Source organism: Nocardia sp. NPDC101769 (assembly GCF_044766925.1).
Taxonomy (GTDB): domain Bacteria; phylum Actinomycetota; class Actinomycetes; order Mycobacteriales; family Mycobacteriaceae; genus Nocardia.
The window spans coordinates 69,194-85,540 of sequence record NZ_JBIWMX010000012.1 but is presented as its reverse complement, the minus strand read 5'-3'; the positions used below and the strand labels follow the sequence as shown (position 1 = coordinate 85,540).

General features: G+C 67.9%; 12 protein-coding genes. 4 read left to right on the top strand and 8 right to left on the bottom strand.

Going from position 1 to position 16,347, the window contains the following annotated elements; all coding sequences use genetic code 11:
* Window positions 1-86: 86 nt before the first annotated feature.
* Window positions 87-1,331 (bottom strand): KasA/KasB family beta-ketoacyl-ACP synthase, encoded by a 1,245-nt coding sequence (locus ACIRRA_RS20250; RefSeq protein WP_402770055.1) that lies wholly within the window; start codon window positions 1,329-1,331, stop codon window positions 87-89.
* A 300-nt stretch (window positions 1,332-1,631) separates the two neighbouring features.
* On the opposite strand from ACIRRA_RS20250, the gene ACIRRA_RS20245 reads away from it, so the two are divergent.
* A complete protein-coding gene (locus ACIRRA_RS20245; RefSeq protein ID WP_402770053.1) occupies window positions 1,632-2,630 on the top strand; it encodes an acyl-ACP desaturase in 999 nt (332 codons plus the stop codon).
* Window positions 2,631-2,729: 99 nt separating this feature from the next.
* Here the strand turns inward: ACIRRA_RS20245 and ACIRRA_RS20240 are convergent, their stop codons facing one another.
* From ACIRRA_RS20240 to ACIRRA_RS20220, 5 genes are all read right to left on the bottom strand, one after another.
* A complete protein-coding gene (locus ACIRRA_RS20240) occupies window positions 2,730-4,091 on the bottom strand; it encodes an MFS transporter (RefSeq protein WP_402770050.1) in 1,362 nt (453 codons plus the stop codon).
* A gap of 297 nt (window positions 4,092-4,388) precedes the next feature.
* On the bottom strand, window positions 4,389-5,159 hold the full coding sequence (locus tag ACIRRA_RS20235) for an ArsR/SmtB family transcription factor (RefSeq protein WP_402770047.1): 771 nt from the start codon (window positions 5,157-5,159) through the stop codon (window positions 4,389-4,391).
* Between the two features lie 56 nt (window positions 5,160-5,215).
* The gene (locus ACIRRA_RS20230) at window positions 5,216-6,049 is read right to left on the bottom strand and encodes a DUF72 domain-containing protein (RefSeq protein WP_402770045.1); all 834 of its coding nucleotides are present in this window, start codon (window positions 6,047-6,049) and stop codon (window positions 5,216-5,218) included.
* Window positions 6,050-6,082: 33 nt separating this feature from the next.
* Entirely contained in the window at window positions 6,083-7,597 is a 1,515-nt protein-coding gene (gene glpK, locus ACIRRA_RS20225; RefSeq protein WP_402770043.1) for a glycerol kinase GlpK, read from the bottom strand.
* Between the two features lie 25 nt (window positions 7,598-7,622).
* A complete protein-coding gene (locus ACIRRA_RS20220; RefSeq protein ID WP_402770040.1) occupies window positions 7,623-8,387 on the bottom strand; it encodes an IclR family transcriptional regulator in 765 nt (254 codons plus the stop codon).
* Between the two features lie 172 nt (window positions 8,388-8,559).
* Between ACIRRA_RS20220 and glpK (ACIRRA_RS20215) the strand changes: the two genes are divergently transcribed.
* From glpK (ACIRRA_RS20215) to ACIRRA_RS20205, 3 genes are all read left to right on the top strand, one after another.
* The gene (gene glpK, locus ACIRRA_RS20215; RefSeq protein ID WP_402770037.1) at window positions 8,560-10,086 is read left to right on the top strand and encodes a glycerol kinase GlpK; all 1,527 of its coding nucleotides are present in this window, start codon (window positions 8,560-8,562) and stop codon (window positions 10,084-10,086) included.
* 54 nt (window positions 10,087-10,140) lie between these two features.
* Window positions 10,141-11,817: a glycerol-3-phosphate dehydrogenase gene (gene glpD, locus ACIRRA_RS20210; RefSeq protein ID WP_402770034.1), complete on the top strand. Its 1,677-nt coding sequence runs from the start codon at window positions 10,141-10,143 to the stop codon at window positions 11,815-11,817.
* 310 nt (window positions 11,818-12,127) lie between these two features.
* A complete protein-coding gene (locus ACIRRA_RS20205; RefSeq protein ID WP_402770031.1) occupies window positions 12,128-12,955 on the top strand; it encodes an MIP/aquaporin family protein in 828 nt (275 codons plus the stop codon).
* 15 nt (window positions 12,956-12,970) lie between these two features.
* Here ACIRRA_RS20205 and ACIRRA_RS20200 read toward each other — a convergent pair whose 3' ends face one another.
* Both ACIRRA_RS20200 and ACIRRA_RS20195 read right to left on the bottom strand, forming a co-directional pair.
* The gene (locus ACIRRA_RS20200) at window positions 12,971-13,474 is read right to left on the bottom strand and encodes a PaaI family thioesterase (protein ID WP_402770028.1); all 504 of its coding nucleotides are present in this window, start codon (window positions 13,472-13,474) and stop codon (window positions 12,971-12,973) included.
* A 222-nt stretch (window positions 13,475-13,696) separates the two neighbouring features.
* Window positions 13,697-16,306, bottom strand: a complete 2,610-nt coding sequence (locus tag ACIRRA_RS20195) for an ATP-dependent Clp protease ATP-binding subunit (protein ID WP_402770025.1) — start codon at window positions 16,304-16,306, stop codon at window positions 13,697-13,699.
* Between the last annotated feature and the right edge of the window lie 41 nt (window positions 16,307-16,347).

Below are 16,347 nucleotides of genomic sequence, written 5' to 3'. Positions count from 1 at the left end.
TGCTGGGGGCTGGGGAACTCTAGCAGGTGCCGGAATCCCGCGTCACTGTCTACGGCCGATGGAGGTACCGCGTACGGCCGGAGCGATCAGTAGCGGCCGAAGGCAATGGCCACGTTGTGCCCGCCGAAGCCGAAGGAGTTGTTCAGGGCGTAGTCGTAGCGACCCGGCCGGGCCTGGCCTTTCACCACGTCGAGGTCGATCTCGGGGTCCTGATTCTCCAAATTCAGTGTGGCGGGGATGATTCCGTCCCGCACACTGAGAACGGTGATGACCGACTCCAACGCGCCGACCGCGCCGATGGAATGCCCGAGGGCGGACTTCGGGGCGTACACCGCAGCGTGATTGCCGACGGCTTGCTTAATGGCGTTCGCCTCCGCGGTATCGCCGATCGGCGTGGCGGTGGCGTGCGCATTGATGTGCGTGACATCGGATTTGGACAGGCCCGCGTACTCCATGGCGCGGGACATGGCCCGGGCCGCGCCGGTGCCCTCGGGGTCGGGGGCGACCAGGTGGAAGCCGTCGGAGGTGACGCCCGCACCCATGATGCGGGCGTGGATGGTGGCGCCGCGGGCCTTGGCGTGCTCCTCGGTCTCGATGACCATGAGCGCTCCCGCCTCACCGAAAACGAAACCGTCACGGTCCAGGTCGAACGGCCGCGAGGCGCCCTTGGGGTCGTGGTTGCGGGTGCTCAGGGCACGCATCATGGAGAACCCGGCGATGGGCAGCGCCTGGATGGAACCCTCCACGCCGCCGGTGACCACCATGTCGGCATCGCCCATGACGACCATGCGCCAGGCATTGGAGATCGCCTCCGAACCGGACGAACAAGCCGAAACAGGCGTGGACACACCAGCCCTCGCGCCCAACTCGACTCCGACGCAGGCGGCCGCGCCATTGGGCATCACGGCCTGCACGGTGTGCGGCACCACCTTGCGGTAACCGCCGTTGACCAGCTTGTCGCGGGCGGACATGAGCACCTCCGCGCCGCCGAGGCCGGTGCCGATGGAGACGCCGAGACGATCCTGGTCCACCTCGGGGCTGCCGGCATTGACCCACACCTCACGGCCCAGCACCACCGCCATCTGCTCGACGTAGGCCAGGCGCCGGGTCTCGGCCTTGGTGAGCTGGCTGGTGGGTGAGATCTTGAGGTGACCACCGATACGGACCGGTAAGCCGAGATCGTCGAGGAAGCTGTCCTCGAGGACGTCGATCCCGCTCTCCCCATTGAGTAGTCCCTTCCACGTCGAGTCGACGTCTCCCGCGATCGAGGTGGTCGCCGCGAGCGCGGTGACAACGACACTGGGGTACTGCCGGCGGTGGGGCGTCTGCATGTTCACTCTCCGTAGCAACGATTAGGCGAACCAGTGTGCGATCCGCATGGCTGTCAGGGACTGGTTTGGAACTACCGAGTGAGCCCGGCCGTGAACACATCGGCGGGGTTTTGAGCCAATATTCGGCGAACTGAGCTAGATTATCCGAGGCGGAGCCGACCAGTCTCATTAAGCGACACGCGAGCATCCCTTTTCAACTCCACGGATCCCTCTCGCCGCGGCGGCGATCGCCGGATCTCCAGCATTCTCTCCTACATCATTCCCCCAGCACCGAGCCATTTCGAGGGAGGGCAAAGGATCGTGGCCAGGAGTCTCACGCAGTTGGAGCTACTCATCGAGCTGGAGCCGATCGCCGAGCAGAACGTGAACCGTCACCTATCGATGGCCAAAGACTGGCACCCGCACGACTACGTGCCTTGGGATCTAGGTCGCAACTTTGCAGCTATGGATGGTGTGGACTGGGACCCGGAGCAGTCGAAGCTCAGTGAGGTCGCCAAGGCGGCCATGGTGACCAATCTTCTCACTGAGGACAATCTTCCCAGCTATCATCGCGAAATCGCCGAGAACTTCTCCCAGGACGGGGCTTGGGGCACCTGGGTGGGCCGCTGGACGGCCGAGGAGAACCGGCACGGCATCGTGATTCGCGACTATCTGGTGGTCACCCGGGGTGTGGATCCGGTGGCGCTCGAGCAGGCGCGAATGATTCACATGACCGAGGGGTACAACCCGGCGCGTCTGATCAAGAAGTACTCGAACACCGAGTTCATTCAAGCCGATGCCGGATTCATGCATTCCGTCGCTTATGTGACATTCCAGGAATTGGCGACCCGTGTGTCCCACCGCAATACCGGCAAGGTCTGCAATGATCCCGTCGCGGACCGCATGCTGCAGTGCATCGCCGCCGACGAGAACCTGCACATGATCTTCTACCGCACCCTGTGCGCCGCGGCCCTGGACCTCTCGCCCGACCAGGCCATGGACGCCATCACCAATGTCGTGACGAGCTTCCAGATGCCCGGCCTGGGCATGCCCAACTTCCGCCGCAACGGCGTGCTGATGGCCAAGCACGGCATCTACGATCTGCGCCAGCACCTCGACGAGGTGCTGGTCCCCAACCTCAAGAAGTGGAACATCTTCGAGCGCACCGACTTCGGCCCCGCCGGCGACCGGCGCCGCAATGAGCTCGGCGAATTCCTCGACAAGCTCCGCAAGGACGTGGTCCGCTTCGAGGAGCAGCGCGACCGCGCCCTCGCCCGCGAAGCCCAGCGCGCCGGCAAACCGCCGGTCCTCGTGGGCTGACTCAACCGGTGGCGCACGGTGGAATACGGGCCGGGCCCCGCATTCCACCGTGTGCCGTTCGGGCCGGCCCTGCCGCATTCAGGGACGACCGTGCCGCACTCAGGGACGACCCTGCGACGGGAGGAACGACCTGGCCAGGGCGGCGGCGACGAGGTAGACCGCGGCGGCGATCGCCAGCGGGATGGCGAGCGAATCGGGGGCGAGTGGAATCAGCGCGCCCAGGACCGCGACACCGAGCGCCGAACCCAGCTGCCGGGCGGCATTGAACGCGGCAGCAGCCAGCCCCGCGTTCGCCGGGCCCGCGGCCGAAACGGTGACATTGGTGGCCGCGGGCATGGTGTAGGCCATGCCGAAACCGATGAGCAGCAAGGGTATCGCGACCATCGGATACGGCGTGCGGGCGCTGATGCAGGCGAGGCCGATCAGGCCGGCCGCGCCGACCGTCAGGCCGGTGACGATGACCGTGCGGGGACCGCGGCGCGCGGCGTGCCTGCCGCCCAGGGCGGAGGCCAGAATGCCGACGGCCATTTCGGGCAGCAGTGCCGCACCGGCCAGCGCGGGTGAATAACCCAGGTGCCGTTGCAGGTACAGGCTGACCGCGAAGAGCTCGCCGTAGAAGCCGAAGTTCTGCGCCAGGCCGATCATCGCGCCGCCGGTGAAAGCACGTTCACGACGAAGTCCCCTGGGCAGCAAACCTTTACCCGCGCGTCCCGCCGCGGATCCCAGCAGCAGACCCGCCGATGCCACCACCACGGTGACCGTGAGCAGCTCCGGGCGTACGGGACGGGCACCGGCGAGAATCACGAAGGCGGTGACTCCCGCCATGGCGACGACGGCCGCGACGTGCCCGGACACCGGAATCGGCTGCGCCACTCCGGGTACAGATGGTGCCGCCCGATGGATCAGCACCGCCGTCACCGCGCATACCGGCACGTTGATGACGAAAATCGCGGGCCAGCCCAGGGTTTCGGACAGCACGCCGCCCAGCACCGGCCCGCAACTGGCCGCCGTCGACCCGATCGCACCCCAGATCCCGGTGGCCCTCGCCCGCGCCGCCGCATCCGGATACGTGAACCGGATCAATGCCAGCGACGCCGGGATCAGTAGCGCCGCACCGATTCCCTGCACCACGCGGGCCGCCACCAGCACCCCGACCTCCGGCGCCACCGCACACCCCACCGAGGCCACCGCGAAGAACCCCAGCCCCGCCTGGAACGAGCGCCGAGCCCCGAACCGATCCGCCAGCCCGCCACCGAGCATGAGCAGCGCCGCGACGGTGACGGTATACCCGTCGACCACCCACTCGAGTCCCGTCACCGTGGTATGCAGCCCGACCGCCATCCGATCCAGCGCGATGTTCACGATCGTGGCATCCAGAATGACAACGAAATATCCGGCGGAAATCGCCGCCAGCGCCAGCCCACCGCTCCCGGTCCGTGCCACTTCCAGTGTTCGAGTCATGCCCTCCACCCTGGCCCGCAACAACTTCGGCCCGGACCGAACCATCCCCGGCGTCGATCGACCGCCGCTGAGTTGATCGTCCGGCGCGCAGCCCGGACGCTGTTCTCGAGTTTCCTGCCCGAGAAAAGCCGTTACTCTCCGCTCGCTGCCGGATCGCCGCGGAGGCCTCCCGACCGCGTCGAAATCGCATCGGCCCCAATGAGTCACGACTTACCGCTGCAGTACGGACGCGGCGTTCGGGCTGACCGGTGTGCGCATCCCGGCAGCACTCCGTTTCAGGCGCGGCGGCTCGTTTCTTCATGCGCCGCGGGAAACGGCCGCTGCGGGGGCTCGGGTGGCGGTTCCGGGGATCTCGGAGCTGATGGCGGTCTTGTCGATACCGGCCGTGCGGCTGAGTGCCACCCAACCGGCGGGGGTGAATGTCATTGCGCGGGGGGTGGTTCCGGGGACACACCAGTGGTTGTCGAGCATGCGGCGCAGCATCAGTGCGCCGAGGCCGCCGGCCAGGTGGTAGCGGCGTTCGGACCAGTCGAGGCAGACCTTGACCGGTGGGCGGCGGCCGAAATGGCGGAGATCGGTTGGGGTTATGGCCAATTCGTCGAGGAGGGGGTGGGAGTGGTCGGCTGCGGTCCAGTGGCCGCCGATCACGTTCAGGAGGGCGGCGTCGTGCAGGGCGTCGAAGATCGCTACCCCGACGGCTCCGGCGAGGTGGTCGTAGCAGGTGCGGGCGAGCTTCAGGTCGCGGTTGGCGCGGGCGCCGCGTAGCGAACGGACCGGTTGGACCGGCGAGATCAGGGAAATGGCTTCCAGGACCTGGACCACCTCGGGGAGAGCGATGCGGTAGTAGCGATGACGGCCCGCCTTCTCGACGGCCAGCCAGCCCTGATCGACCAGCTTGCCCAGGTGCTCGCTGGCGGTCGCGGCCGTGACGCCCGCCGCCCGGGCCAGTTCACCGGCCGGCTGGGCGCGGCCGTCGGCCAGAACGGTGAGCATGCGGGCCCGGGCCGGGTCCGCCAGGAGGCGGGCGGCGCCGGAGATGTCCACATCGCCGTCTCTGATCGGTTCCATGGGTCCAGTGTCCCGCCGCCATCCTTCGGCCTGCGCCGAACCGTCCGCGGGTTCGGTCAGAACAGGGTCATGGGGTCGGTGGGGATGGGGTCCGGCAGGGGTTCCAGGTCGGGGAGGTGGGCGCGGACCTCGGCGTGGAATCGGCGCGCGAGGGTCCGGGCCGAGGCATTGTCGGGCGTGTGGATGAACACGGTCGGGGAGCGGCCTTCGCGCAGCCAGGCGACGGTGGTGTCGATCCAGGGCTGCCAGCCGGCGACGGTGGTGGCGATGTCGTCGCGGCCGTGATATCGCACGATCGGGAATGCGGTGAGGGCGCGGGTGCGGCGCGGGTTGTTGGGCTTCTTGGAGCGGGCCTCGTACTCGGCCGGGCTGGCGGGCGGGCCGTCGAACAGGACGGTGGTGTCGAACGGGATCCACTCCGCACCCGCTGCCGTCAGCACCTGTTCGAGTTGGGCGGTGGCGCGGGGGTTTTCGAAGAAGGCGGGATGGCGCACCTCGACGGAACAGCGGTAGTGCGACGGCAGGCCGGCGAGCAGCTCGGCGAGGGCGGGCAGATTGGTGAAGGAGGCGGGCAGCTGCACCCACAGCGAGTGCAGGCGGCGACCCAGCGGTTCGATGGCGTCCAGGAACGCCGCCATCTCGTCGTCGATGCCGGTGAGGCGGCGGTCGTGGGTGATGGTGCGGGGCAGTTTGATCACGAAGCGGAAGTCGGGATCGGTTTGGCGGGCCCAGGATTGGACGGTGCGCCGCTGCGGGACCGCGTAGAAGGTGGTGTTGCCCTCGACCGCATTGCACCAGGAGGAGTAGGTGCGCAGCCGTTCGGCCGGAGGTAGCGGCTTCTCCTGCCAGTCCGGGTGTGTCCACATTGCGCAACCGACGTAGAGCCGCATACCTGCCACGTTAGGTCAACGACTTCCGCGTCGTCAGGACACGGGCTTGTTGGGCCGCAGCCACCCGAAGGTAAGCTCCACGGCCCGCTTCCAGTTGTCGTACTCCTCGGCGCGCAGGTCCGCGTCCATGCGCGGCAGCCACTGCGCCGCGACGCGCCAATTGTGCCGCAGGCCCTCGAGATCCGGCCAGTAGCCGACCGCCAGGCCCGCCGCGTAGGCCGCGCCCAGCGACACCGTCTCCGCCACGATCGGACGCATGACCGGTATGTCGAGTACATCGGCGATGATCTGCATGAGCAGGTTGTCCGAGGTCATCCCGCCCGCCACCCGCAACGCCCCGGCCTGCAGTCCCGAGTCGGCGTTCATGGCCTCCACCACATCGCGCGTCTGCCAGGCCGTCGCCTCGAGCACCGCACGAGCGATGTGCCCCTTGGTGATATACGAGGTGAGCCCGATGAGCAGCCCGCGCGCATCACTGCGCCAGTGCGGTGCGTACAGCCCCGAGAAGGCGGGCACCAGATAGCAGCCGCCATTGTCCTCGACTGTGCCCGCGAGGGTTTCGATCTCCGGCGCACTGGCGATGAGCCCGATATTGTCCCGCAGCCACTGCACCAGCGAGCCGGTCACCGCGATCGGCCCCTCCAGCGCGTACACCGGTTCCGGCCCCACCTGATACCCGATCGTGGTGAGCAGTCCGTGCTCGGACCGCACCAGCTCCCGCCCGGTGTTCATGAGCAGGAATCCACCGGTGCCGTAGGTACATTCGGTCTCGCCGGGCGCGAAACAGGTCTGCCCGAACAGCGCCGCGTGCTGATCGCCCAGCGCCGCCGCGATCCGCACTCCCGGCAGCACTCGCCGCGCCGTGCCGAACTCACCGGTCGAGGGCTGGATCTCGGGCAGCATGGCCTTGGGAATATCGAAGAACCGCAACAGTTCTCGGTCCCATTCCAGGGTGGACAGGTTCATCAGCAGTGTCCGGCCGGCATTGGAGACATCGGTGACGTGCACCCCGTGATCGGCTCCTCCGGTGAGATTCCAGATGAGCCAGGTCTCCATGGTCCCGAACAGCACGTCACCGCGCTCGGCCCGCTCCCGCAGTCCCGGCGTGCGATCCAGCAGCCATCGCAGCCGCGGCGCGGCGAAGTAGGTGGCCAGCGGCAGGCCGCACAGCTCTCGAATCCGTTCCGCCCCGGGCGATTCCCGCAGTCGCTCGACGAGCTCCTCGGTGCGCACGTCCTGCCATACGATGGCCCGCCCGATCGGCGTCCCGGTGCGCCGGTCCCACACCACCGTGGTCTCGCGCTGATTGGCGATCCCCACCGCGGCCATCTGCTCCAGGGTGACCCCCGAATCCCGCAGTGCCGCGGGCACGATGCGCTCCACATTGCGCCAGATCTCGAGCGCGTCCTGCTCCATCCACCCCGGCCGCGGATAGTGCTGCCGGTGCTCGCGCTGCGCCACGCCGGTCAGGCGCGCGCGCTGATCGAAGAGGATGGCCCGGGTGGAGGTGGTGCCCTGGTCGATGGCGACCACGTAGCGTTGCGTCATCCGAGCCTGCTCCTGTCCAGGAAAATCATTGCGCACCACCGAGATCCCGCGACACCGCGGCGGCGGCGTCGCGCACCTGGGCGATGGGCGCGGACCGGAACCGCAGCTGCCCGTCGCAGAGCCGGTCGACCGGCCCGGTGATGCCGATGGCACCGACCACCAAACCACCCCGAGAGCGAATCGGCGCGGCGACGCCGGCCTCACCGGAACGGTATTCGCCGATATCCCCGGCCCAGCCGGTGCGCCGTACCTCGGAGATGGCCCGCCGCAGCTCCGCCGGATCGGTGAGGGTGCGGTGCGTGATCGCGGGCAGCCGGCCGTCGCGTGCCGCGTCGGCGAGCTCCCCGTCGTAGGCCAGCAGCACCTTGCCCAGAGCTGTTGCGTGCGGCGGCAATTCCTCACCCACCGCCAGTTCCTGCTCGGTATTGTCGGGCCGGAAGACGTGGTGGATCACCACCACTCCCCCGTTCACGGGCGCGGCGATCCGCACCGATTCCCCGCTGCGCGCGGCCAGCGCGTCGGCGCGATTGATGGCACGGGAACGCAGTTCATTCGCGTCCAGGTGCCCGGACCCGAGATCCTGCAGCGCCGGACTCAGCAGATACTTGCCAGTCACGGGATCCTGATCGACGAATCCCACCCCTTGCAGCGTCCGCAGGATGCCGTGCGCGGTGGGCTTGGCCAGCCCCAGCGCCGCGGCGATCTCCCCCACTCCCATCCGCCCGGGCCCGCGCGCGAGTAGCCGCAGAATGGCCGCGGCGCGCTCGATGGACTGAATCGGACCCGGCATGCCCGTAACCTACCAGCTAACCGTTCGGCATTGTCGAACGCACCCTCTGCCATACGCACGTTCCACTTCGTAGCGTGGAGCTCGGTCCGGGCCGGTCCCGGTCCCACCTCCCGCCAGCTGTCTGGGGACCCAGGCAAACGGACTCAATGACGAGCTTCCCGGAAGGACCGTGATGACGCAGTACGTCGGAGCCATCGATCAAGGCACGACCTCCACGCGATTCATGGTGTTCGACCACGGCGGCAGTGTGGTTGCCCGCCATCAACTCGAACACGAGCAGATTCTCCCGCAGGCCGGCTGGGTGGAACACAACCCGGACGAGATCTGGGAGCGCGCCCGCACCGTCATCAAGAGCGCCCTGGCCGGAGCCGGACTCACCGCGAGCGACCTGGTCGCCGTCGGCGTCACCAACCAGCGCGAGACCACCATCGTGTGGAATCGCCACACCGGACGCCCCTACTACAACGCCATCGTCTGGCAGGACACCCGCACCGACCGCATCGTCGCCGAGGTGGAGAAGGCCGGCCACGGCGATCTCATTCGCGAACGCGCCGGACTGCCGCCCGCGCCGTACTTCTCCGGCGGCAAGCTGAAGTGGATCCTCGACAATGTCCCCGGCGTGCGGGCGGACGCGGAGAACGGCGACGCCCTCTTCGGCACCTCCGACAGCTGGATCATCTGGAACCTCACCGGCGGCGTCCACGGCGGTGTGCACGTCACCGACCCGACCAATGCGTCGCGCACCATGCTCATGGACCTCGAAACCCTGGACTGGGACGACGAATTGCTCGCCGTGTTCGGGGTGCCGCGCGCCATGCTGCCGCGCATCGCGCCCTCGTCGAATCCCGAGGGCTTCGGCACCACCTACCCCGACGGCCCGTTCAAGGGCTCGGTGCGGATCGCGGGCGTGCTCGGCGACCAGCAGGCCGCCACCGTCGGCCAGGTCTGCTTCCGGCCTGGCGAGGCCAAGAACACTTACGGCACAGGGAATTTCCTGATGCTGAACACCGGCACCGAGATCGTGCACTCCAAGCACGGCCTGCTGACCACCGTCGCCTACCAGTTCGGCGACGACAAGCCGGTGTACGCGCTGGAGGGCTCGATCGCCGTCACCGGCTCGGCCGTGCAGTGGCTGCGCGACCAGCTGGGGATAATCTCGGGCGCGGCAAGGGTCGAGGCCCTGGCTCGTCAGGTCTCCGACAATGGCGGCGTCTACTTCGTGCCCGCCTTCTCGGGGCTGTTCGCGCCCTACTGGCGCGCGGATGCCCGCGGGGTGATCGTCGGCCTGTCCCGTTTCAGCAACAACGCCCACATCGCCAGGGCCACACTGGAATCCATCTGCTACCAGACCCGCGACGTGGTCGAGGCCATGCAGCAGGACTCCGGGGTGAAGCTCGACACCCTGCGCGTCGACGGCGGCGTCACCACCAACGAGCTCGCCATGCAGATCCAGGCCGACTTCCTCGGCGTGCCGGTCTCCCGGCCGGTGGTCTCCGAGACCACCGCCCTCGGCGCGGCCTACGCCGCCGGTCTTGCCGTCGGATTCTGGCGCAGCACAGACGAACTCGTCGCCAACTGGCGCGAGGACAAGAACTGGCAGCCCACCATGACCGACGAGCAGCGACACCGCGGTTACGCGCGCTGGCAGAAAGCCGTCTCGCGCACCCTCGACTGGGTTGATCTCGATGACGAGGACTGACCGGTGACCGCTGCACCCCACCAGCCTGAAAACACCGATAGCAAGGAGTATTTCGTGTCCGCACAACTGGATCCCGCCTACCGCGCCCGGGCGATTGATTCGCTCGGCGACACCGAAATCGACGTTCTCGTGATCGGTGGCGGAGTGACCGGAGCGGGCGCCGCCCTCGACGCCGCCTCTCGCGGACTGTCCGTCACCCTGGTCGAGGCGCGCGACTTCGCCGCCGGTACTTCCAGCCGGTCCTCCAAGCTCATCCACGGCGGCCTGCGCTACCTGGAACAGTACGATTTTGCCCTGGTCCGTGAGGCTTTGAAGGAGCGCGGCCTGCTGCTGAACAAGCTGGCCCCGCACCTGGTGCACCCGGTCTCGTTCCTGTTCCCGCTGCAGAAGCACTACGAGCGCTTCTATATCGGCGCCGGCATCGCCCTCTACGACACCATGGGCGGCGCGCGCTCGGTGCCCATGCACAGGCACCTGAGCCGTTCCGGCGCACTGGAATTGGCCCCGGCGCTCAGGGAAGACGCCATGACCGGTGCCATCCGCTACTACGACGCCCAGGTCGACGACGCCCGGCACACCATGATGATCGCCCGCACCGCGGTCCAGCACGGCGCGACCGTGCTGACCCGCACCCGGGTCACCGGGCTGCTGCGCGACGGCGAGAAGGTCGTGGGCGCGAAGGTCATGGATCTGGAAACCGGTCTGGAGCACAGCATCCGGGCCAAGACCGTGATCTCGGCGACCGGCGTGTGGACCGACGACATGATCAAGATGACCGGCGTGGACTTCCCGTTCCACGTGCGCATGTCCAAGGGCGTGCACATCATGGTCCCGCGCGAGAAGCTGGACCTGAACACCGGCATCGCCATGAAGACCGAGAAGTCCGTCCTGTTCGTCATCCCGTGGGCCGAGCACTGGATCATCGGCACCACCGACACCGACTGGTCGCTGGACAAGAACCACCCGACCGCCACCGCCGCCGATGTGCAGTACATCCTCGACCATGTCAATTCGCTACTGCGCGAACCGCTCACCCGCGCCGACATCGTCGGCACCTATGCGGGCCTGCGGCCGCTCATGACCGGCGCGTCGAAGGAGACCTCCAAGCTGTCGCGCGAGCACGCGGTGGCCGAACCGGCCCCGGGCCTGTTCGTCATCGCGGGCGGCAAGTACACCACCTACCGGGTGATGGCCGCCGACGTGGTGGACGCCGCCGCCGAGCGCCTCGGCAGCGATGTCGCGCCGTCGGTGACCGCGACCCTGCCCATCCTGGGTGCGGTCGGCTACCAGGACATGCTCGACACGATCGCCGAGGTGGCGGCGCGGGCCGGGCTGCCGGTCGAGACCGTGGCGCATCTGCTGGGCCGCTACGGATCGCTGACCGCGGAGATCTTCGACCTCATCGCCGCGGTTCCCGAACTGGGCCAATCGATTCCGGGCGCCGAAGACTATCTTGCCGCCGAGGCCGTCTACGCCGCCACCCACGAGGGCGCGCTGCACCTGGACGACCTGCTCACCCGCCGCACCCGCATCTCCATCGAGGTGCCCGACCGCGGCCTGCGGGCGGCCCCGGAGATTGCCCGACTCATCGCCCCGCATCTGGACTGGGACGATGAGCGCACCAATGCCGAGATCAACCGCTACTTCGACCGCGTGCACGCCGAATTGGCGGCCAACGAGGAGAAGGACGACGAGGCCGCCAACGCGGCCCGCATGGTCGCCCTCGGCTGACCCCCTCACCTGAATCGGGAGCGGTTCGAGGGCCCAGCCCTCGACCGCCCGGAGAACAGCGATCGGCTGTGGTTCGCGCGCCGCGGAGCGATTTTCCGCGACGCGTCGGAGCCATATTCGTTTCACGAAAAGCGCCGTGCCGGAATCAATTCCGGCACGGCGTTGGTGTTTTCCAGGTCACGAATTCACCCACCTGTCGGCCTTGTTTCCGATGTCCGCCTACCTCTAGCGTGTTTCTAGAGATTTGCTGGACGAGAGACCTCAGAGTCTGGTTCAGAGTTGCACCGACGGCCGATCGAGAGGCGAATCAATGGACTTCAGCTCTATTTTTATCAGCGAGGCATTGGGCACCGGGATTTTGATCCTGCTGGGCGCAGGGGTGGTAGCCAATGTTGTGCTGGCCAAATCGAAGGGTTTCGATGGCGGGTGGCTGCTCATTACCTTCGGGTGGGGTATCGGCGTATTCGCGGGCGTTTACGTCGCTTACAGGACCGGTGGCCACCTCAATCCCGCGGTCACCATCGGCAATCTCTTCGCCGGCGTGGAGGAATACGCCCCCGGCATTCCGGTGAATCTCACCGATACCGTCGCCTATCTCTCCGGCCAGCTGATCGGCGCGTTCCTGGGCGCGTGCGCCGCCTACATCGTCTACAAGCGGCACTTCGACGAGGAGCCCGACGAGGGCAAGAAATTGGGCGTTTTCGCCACCGGCCCGGCCATCCGCTCCTACACCTGGAACTTCCTCACCGAGATGGTTTCGACCTTCGCCCTGGTGTTCGTGATCCTCGCCCTCGGCAAGACCCCCAGCGGCCTGGGCCCGCTGGCCGCGGCCCTGCTGGTGGTCGGCATCGGCGCCTCGCTGGGCGGCCCGACCGGCTACGCCATCAACCCCGCCCGCGACCTCGGTCCGCGCATCGCCTACGCCCTGCTCCCCACCCGCCGCACGGCCAACGTTCTCCCACAGCGGATTCCAGCCGAGGTGACGGCGGGCGGCGTCCGCCCGGTCATCGACGAGAGCCCCGGCGCACCCCTGCCGTCCACGAAGAAGAACGCCGACTGGGCCTACGCCTGGGTCCCGGTTCTCGGTCCCCTCGCCGGTGGCGCGCTCGCGGGCCTCGTCGCCCAGTGGTACCTGTAGCCCCGCCGCGCCAGGTCACAATCCGATGCTGGGCATCTCCCCGAGGGTCGCTCCGAGACTCAGGAAGTGCTCGGCGGCGACCTCGACGAAAATCGCACGGCCGGTGGCGATCACGGTGTCGCCATCGGTCAGCGTGGTGTCGATGTAGAGTTTGCGGCCCTCCCGGGCGGCGAGCACCGCGGTGACCACGAATTCGCGGTGCAGGCGGGCCGGGGCACGGTAGGTGACGTCGAGTTTGACGGTGACGGCGGGCTGACGCAGGGGGACCAGGATCGCACCGCAGGCGTCGTCCAGGGCCGCGGCCACGACACCGCCGTGGGCAACGCCGGGCGCGCCCTGGTGCCGTTCGTCCATGGTGAAGGTGCCGCGCACAGTATCGCCCAGTCGTCCGAAGGCGATCTGCGGGGAGGCCGGATTGGCGGGGCCACAGCCGAAGCAGCCGGGGTGATGCGGCGGGAAGGGCCCGTCGGCGACGAGGTCGCCCAGAGGTAGCGGCACAGCGTCGCGATTGTGGTCCATGCTCAGAAGTTAACGCACATTCAGAACCGACTCGCAACCACCCCAAAGCCGACATGCCGCACTACCCCGCCGGCGCCGGCGGCCTTCCCGCTCGATCGCCACACCATCGGCCACTGCCGCATGACCGTCATCGCCCAGCAGCAACCGGAACCGCACCGTAGCCCGGACAGCAGCGCCGCGCCGGAATCGGCTCCGGCGCGGCGCTTTTCGTGTGCGACGTGCTCAGTCCCCGGCCGAGGAAGCCTTGCCGCCCGATGCCTTCGTGCCGTGCTTGCCGTGGCCATTTCCGCTGGCGTGCTTGGCATCCGGCTTGTCGGACTTGACCTTGCCGCCCTTGCTGACGGTCATGACCGATTCCTCGGTGATCTTGGCGTCGGTCTTCTTCCCGCCGGTGTGGTGGATCGCCTCGATCTGCAGACCGCTGCCGTCGGCATCGATGCGCACCGTGTCACCAGGCGCCAGCGCGCCCTCGAGCAGCTTCTTCGACAGCGCGTTGTCCAGCTGCTTCTGCACGGTCCGGCGCAGCGGACGGGCGCCGAACTCGGGCTGATATCCGTTCTCCGCCAGCCAGTCCATGGCCCGGTCCGAGACATCCAGATCGATGTCCTGGGCGTGCAGCCGCCGCTTGGTGCCGTCGAGCACCAGGCCGACGATATTGCGCAGCTGCGACCTGTCGAGCCGGTGGAAGATGATCTGCTCGTCGAGCCGGTTGAGGAACTCGGGCCGGAACTGCTTGCGCAGCCTCTCCTCCAGCTGCGGCGTGATCGAGTCCAGGTCGCCGTCCTTCGCGGACAGGATCAGATCGGAGCCGATATTGCTGGTCAGAATCACGATGGTGTTCTTGAAATCCACCGTTCGACCCTTGGCATCGGTGACCCGGCCGTCGTCGAGCAGTTGCAGCAGCACATTGAACACATCCGGATGCGCCTTCTCGACCTCGTCGAACAGGATCACCGAGTACGGCTGCCGGCGCACCTTGTCGGTGAGCTGGGCGGCGTCGTCGTAGCCCACGTATCCGGGCGGCGCGCCCACCAGCCGCGAGACCGTGTGCTTCTCCTGGAACTCGCTCATATCGAAGCGGATGAGCCGGTCCTCGTCGCCGAAGACGGCCTCCGCCAGGGCTTTCGCGAGTTCGGTCTTGCCGACGCCGGTGGGGCCCAGGAACAGGAACGAGCCGATGGGCCGGTTGGGATCCTTGAGCCCGGCGCGGGCGCGGCGCACCGCCTCGGCCACCGCGACGATGGCCTCGTCCTGGCCGACCACCCGCCGGTGCAGATCCTGTTCCAGCTTCAGCAGTTTCGCCCGCTCCTCGGTGGTGAGGTCGGCGACCGGGATGCCGGTCTGCCGCGACACCACCTCGGCGATATCGGTGATCTCGACCGTCGGGATCTCGGTGCGGTCCACCTCGTCGGCGGTCTTCCGCTCCAGCTTCGAGATCTCGGCCTTGATCTTGTTGGCCCGCTCGTAGTCCTCGCCGGCGACCGCCGCGTCCTTCTCCCGATTCAGGTGCGCCAGTTTCTCTTCCAGCTCACGCACCTTGGGATCCGGTGTGCGCGTTCGCAATCGAACGCGCGCGCCCGCCTGGTCCACCAGGTCGATGGCCTTGTCGGGCATGAAGCGGTCGGTGATGTAGCGGTCGGACAGCTCGGCCGCCGCGATCAGCGCCTCGTCCAGGTAGCGCACCTGGTGGTGCTCCTCGTACACGTCGGAGAGCCCGCGCAGGATCTCGATGGTGTCGACCACCGACGGCTCGGACACCATGACCGGCTGGAAGCGGCGCTCCAGGGCCGCGTCCTTCTCGATGTACCTGCGGTACTCGTCGATGGTGGTGGCGCCGATGGCATGCAGTTCGCCACGGGCCAGGGCGGGCTTGAGCATATTGCCCGCGTCCATGGAGCCCTCGCCACCGCCGCCCGCGCCCACGATGGTGTGCAACTCGTCGATGAAGACCACCAGTTCGTCGGAGTGCGCGCGCACCTCGTCGAGCACCTTGGTGAGCCGCTCCTCGAATTCGCCGCGATACTTGCTGCCCGCCACCATCGAGCTCACGTCCAGCGCGATGACGCGGCGGTCGGTCAGGGTGGCGGGTACGTCGCCATTGACGATGCGCTGGGCCAGACCCTCCACGATGGCGGTCTTGCCGACGCCTGGATCACCGATGAGCACCGGATTGTTCTTGCGCCGCCGCGACAGGATCTCCACGGTCTGCTCGATCTCCTCGGCGCGGCCGACCACCGGATCGACCTTGCCGGCCCGGGCCTCCGCGGTGAGGTCGCGGCCGTACTCGTCGAGGGTCGGGGTGTCGGATGGCTCCTTGGCGGTCTGGGCGGCGGGCATCTTCGCACCCGAGAGGGCCTGGGCGGCCGGGCTGTCGTGCACGCCCGCGATGCCGAGCAGAATGTGCTCCGGCCCGATGTAGCTGCTGCCCGCCTCCGCGGCGCTGCGCTGCGAATTGCGCAGGGCCAGCTTGGCGCCCGGACTCAGGACCAGGGCGTGCTCGCTGCCGTGCGCGCCGACGCCGCTGCCCGCGGCGGTGCGCATCTGCTTGCGCAATTGTTCGGGGTCCCTGCCGATTTCGGCGATGATGCGCTGGGACGGCTCGATGGCGGCGGCCGCGTAGAGCAGGTGCTCGGGGGTGATCTCGGCGCTGCCCCATTCGTGGGCGGCCTGCCGGGCGGAGTCCACGACCTGTTTGGCGCTCTCACTCAGCAAACGACTCAGGTCGATGCGCTGCACCGGCGGCTGGCGGGACATTCCGGATCCGAAGAATCGGTTGAAGATGTCGTCGAAGGAATCGAAGGAACCCATCGAACTGGGCCAACCCTGGGTCATGGTCACCTCGTAGCTTCGGGTGACGCTCGGAAGGACTCGGG

What these genes read in the sequence shown, in the direction of transcription:
- ACIRRA_RS20250 (WP_402770055.1), bottom strand. Translation starts at nt 1,331, where the DNA reads ATGCAGACGCCCCACCGCCGGCAGTACCCCAGTGTCGTTGTCACCGCG.
- ACIRRA_RS20240 (WP_402770050.1), bottom strand. Translation starts at nt 4,091, where the DNA reads ATGACTCGAACACTGGAAGTGGCACGGACCGGGAGCGGTGGGCTGGCG.
- ACIRRA_RS20235 (WP_402770047.1), bottom strand. Translation starts at nt 5,159, where the DNA reads ATGGAACCGATCAGAGACGGCGATGTGGACATCTCCGGCGCCGCCCGC.
- ACIRRA_RS20230 (WP_402770045.1), bottom strand. Translation starts at nt 6,049, where the DNA reads ATGCGGCTCTACGTCGGTTGCGCAATGTGGACACACCCGGACTGGCAG.
- glpK (WP_402770043.1), bottom strand. Translation starts at nt 7,597, where the DNA reads ATGACGCAACGCTACGTGGTCGCCATCGACCAGGGCACCACCTCCACC.
- ACIRRA_RS20220 (WP_402770040.1), bottom strand. Translation starts at nt 8,387, where the DNA reads ATGCCGGGTCCGATTCAGTCCATCGAGCGCGCCGCGGCCATTCTGCGG.
- glpK (WP_402770037.1), top strand. Translation starts at nt 8,560, where the DNA reads ATGACGCAGTACGTCGGAGCCATCGATCAAGGCACGACCTCCACGCGA.
- ACIRRA_RS20205 (WP_402770031.1), top strand. Translation starts at nt 12,128, where the DNA reads ATGGACTTCAGCTCTATTTTTATCAGCGAGGCATTGGGCACCGGGATT.
- ACIRRA_RS20200 (WP_402770028.1), bottom strand. Translation starts at nt 13,474, where the DNA reads ATGGACCACAATCGCGACGCTGTGCCGCTACCTCTGGGCGACCTCGTC.
- ACIRRA_RS20195 (WP_402770025.1), bottom strand. Translation starts at nt 16,306, where the DNA reads ATGACCCAGGGTTGGCCCAGTTCGATGGGTTCCTTCGATTCCTTCGAC.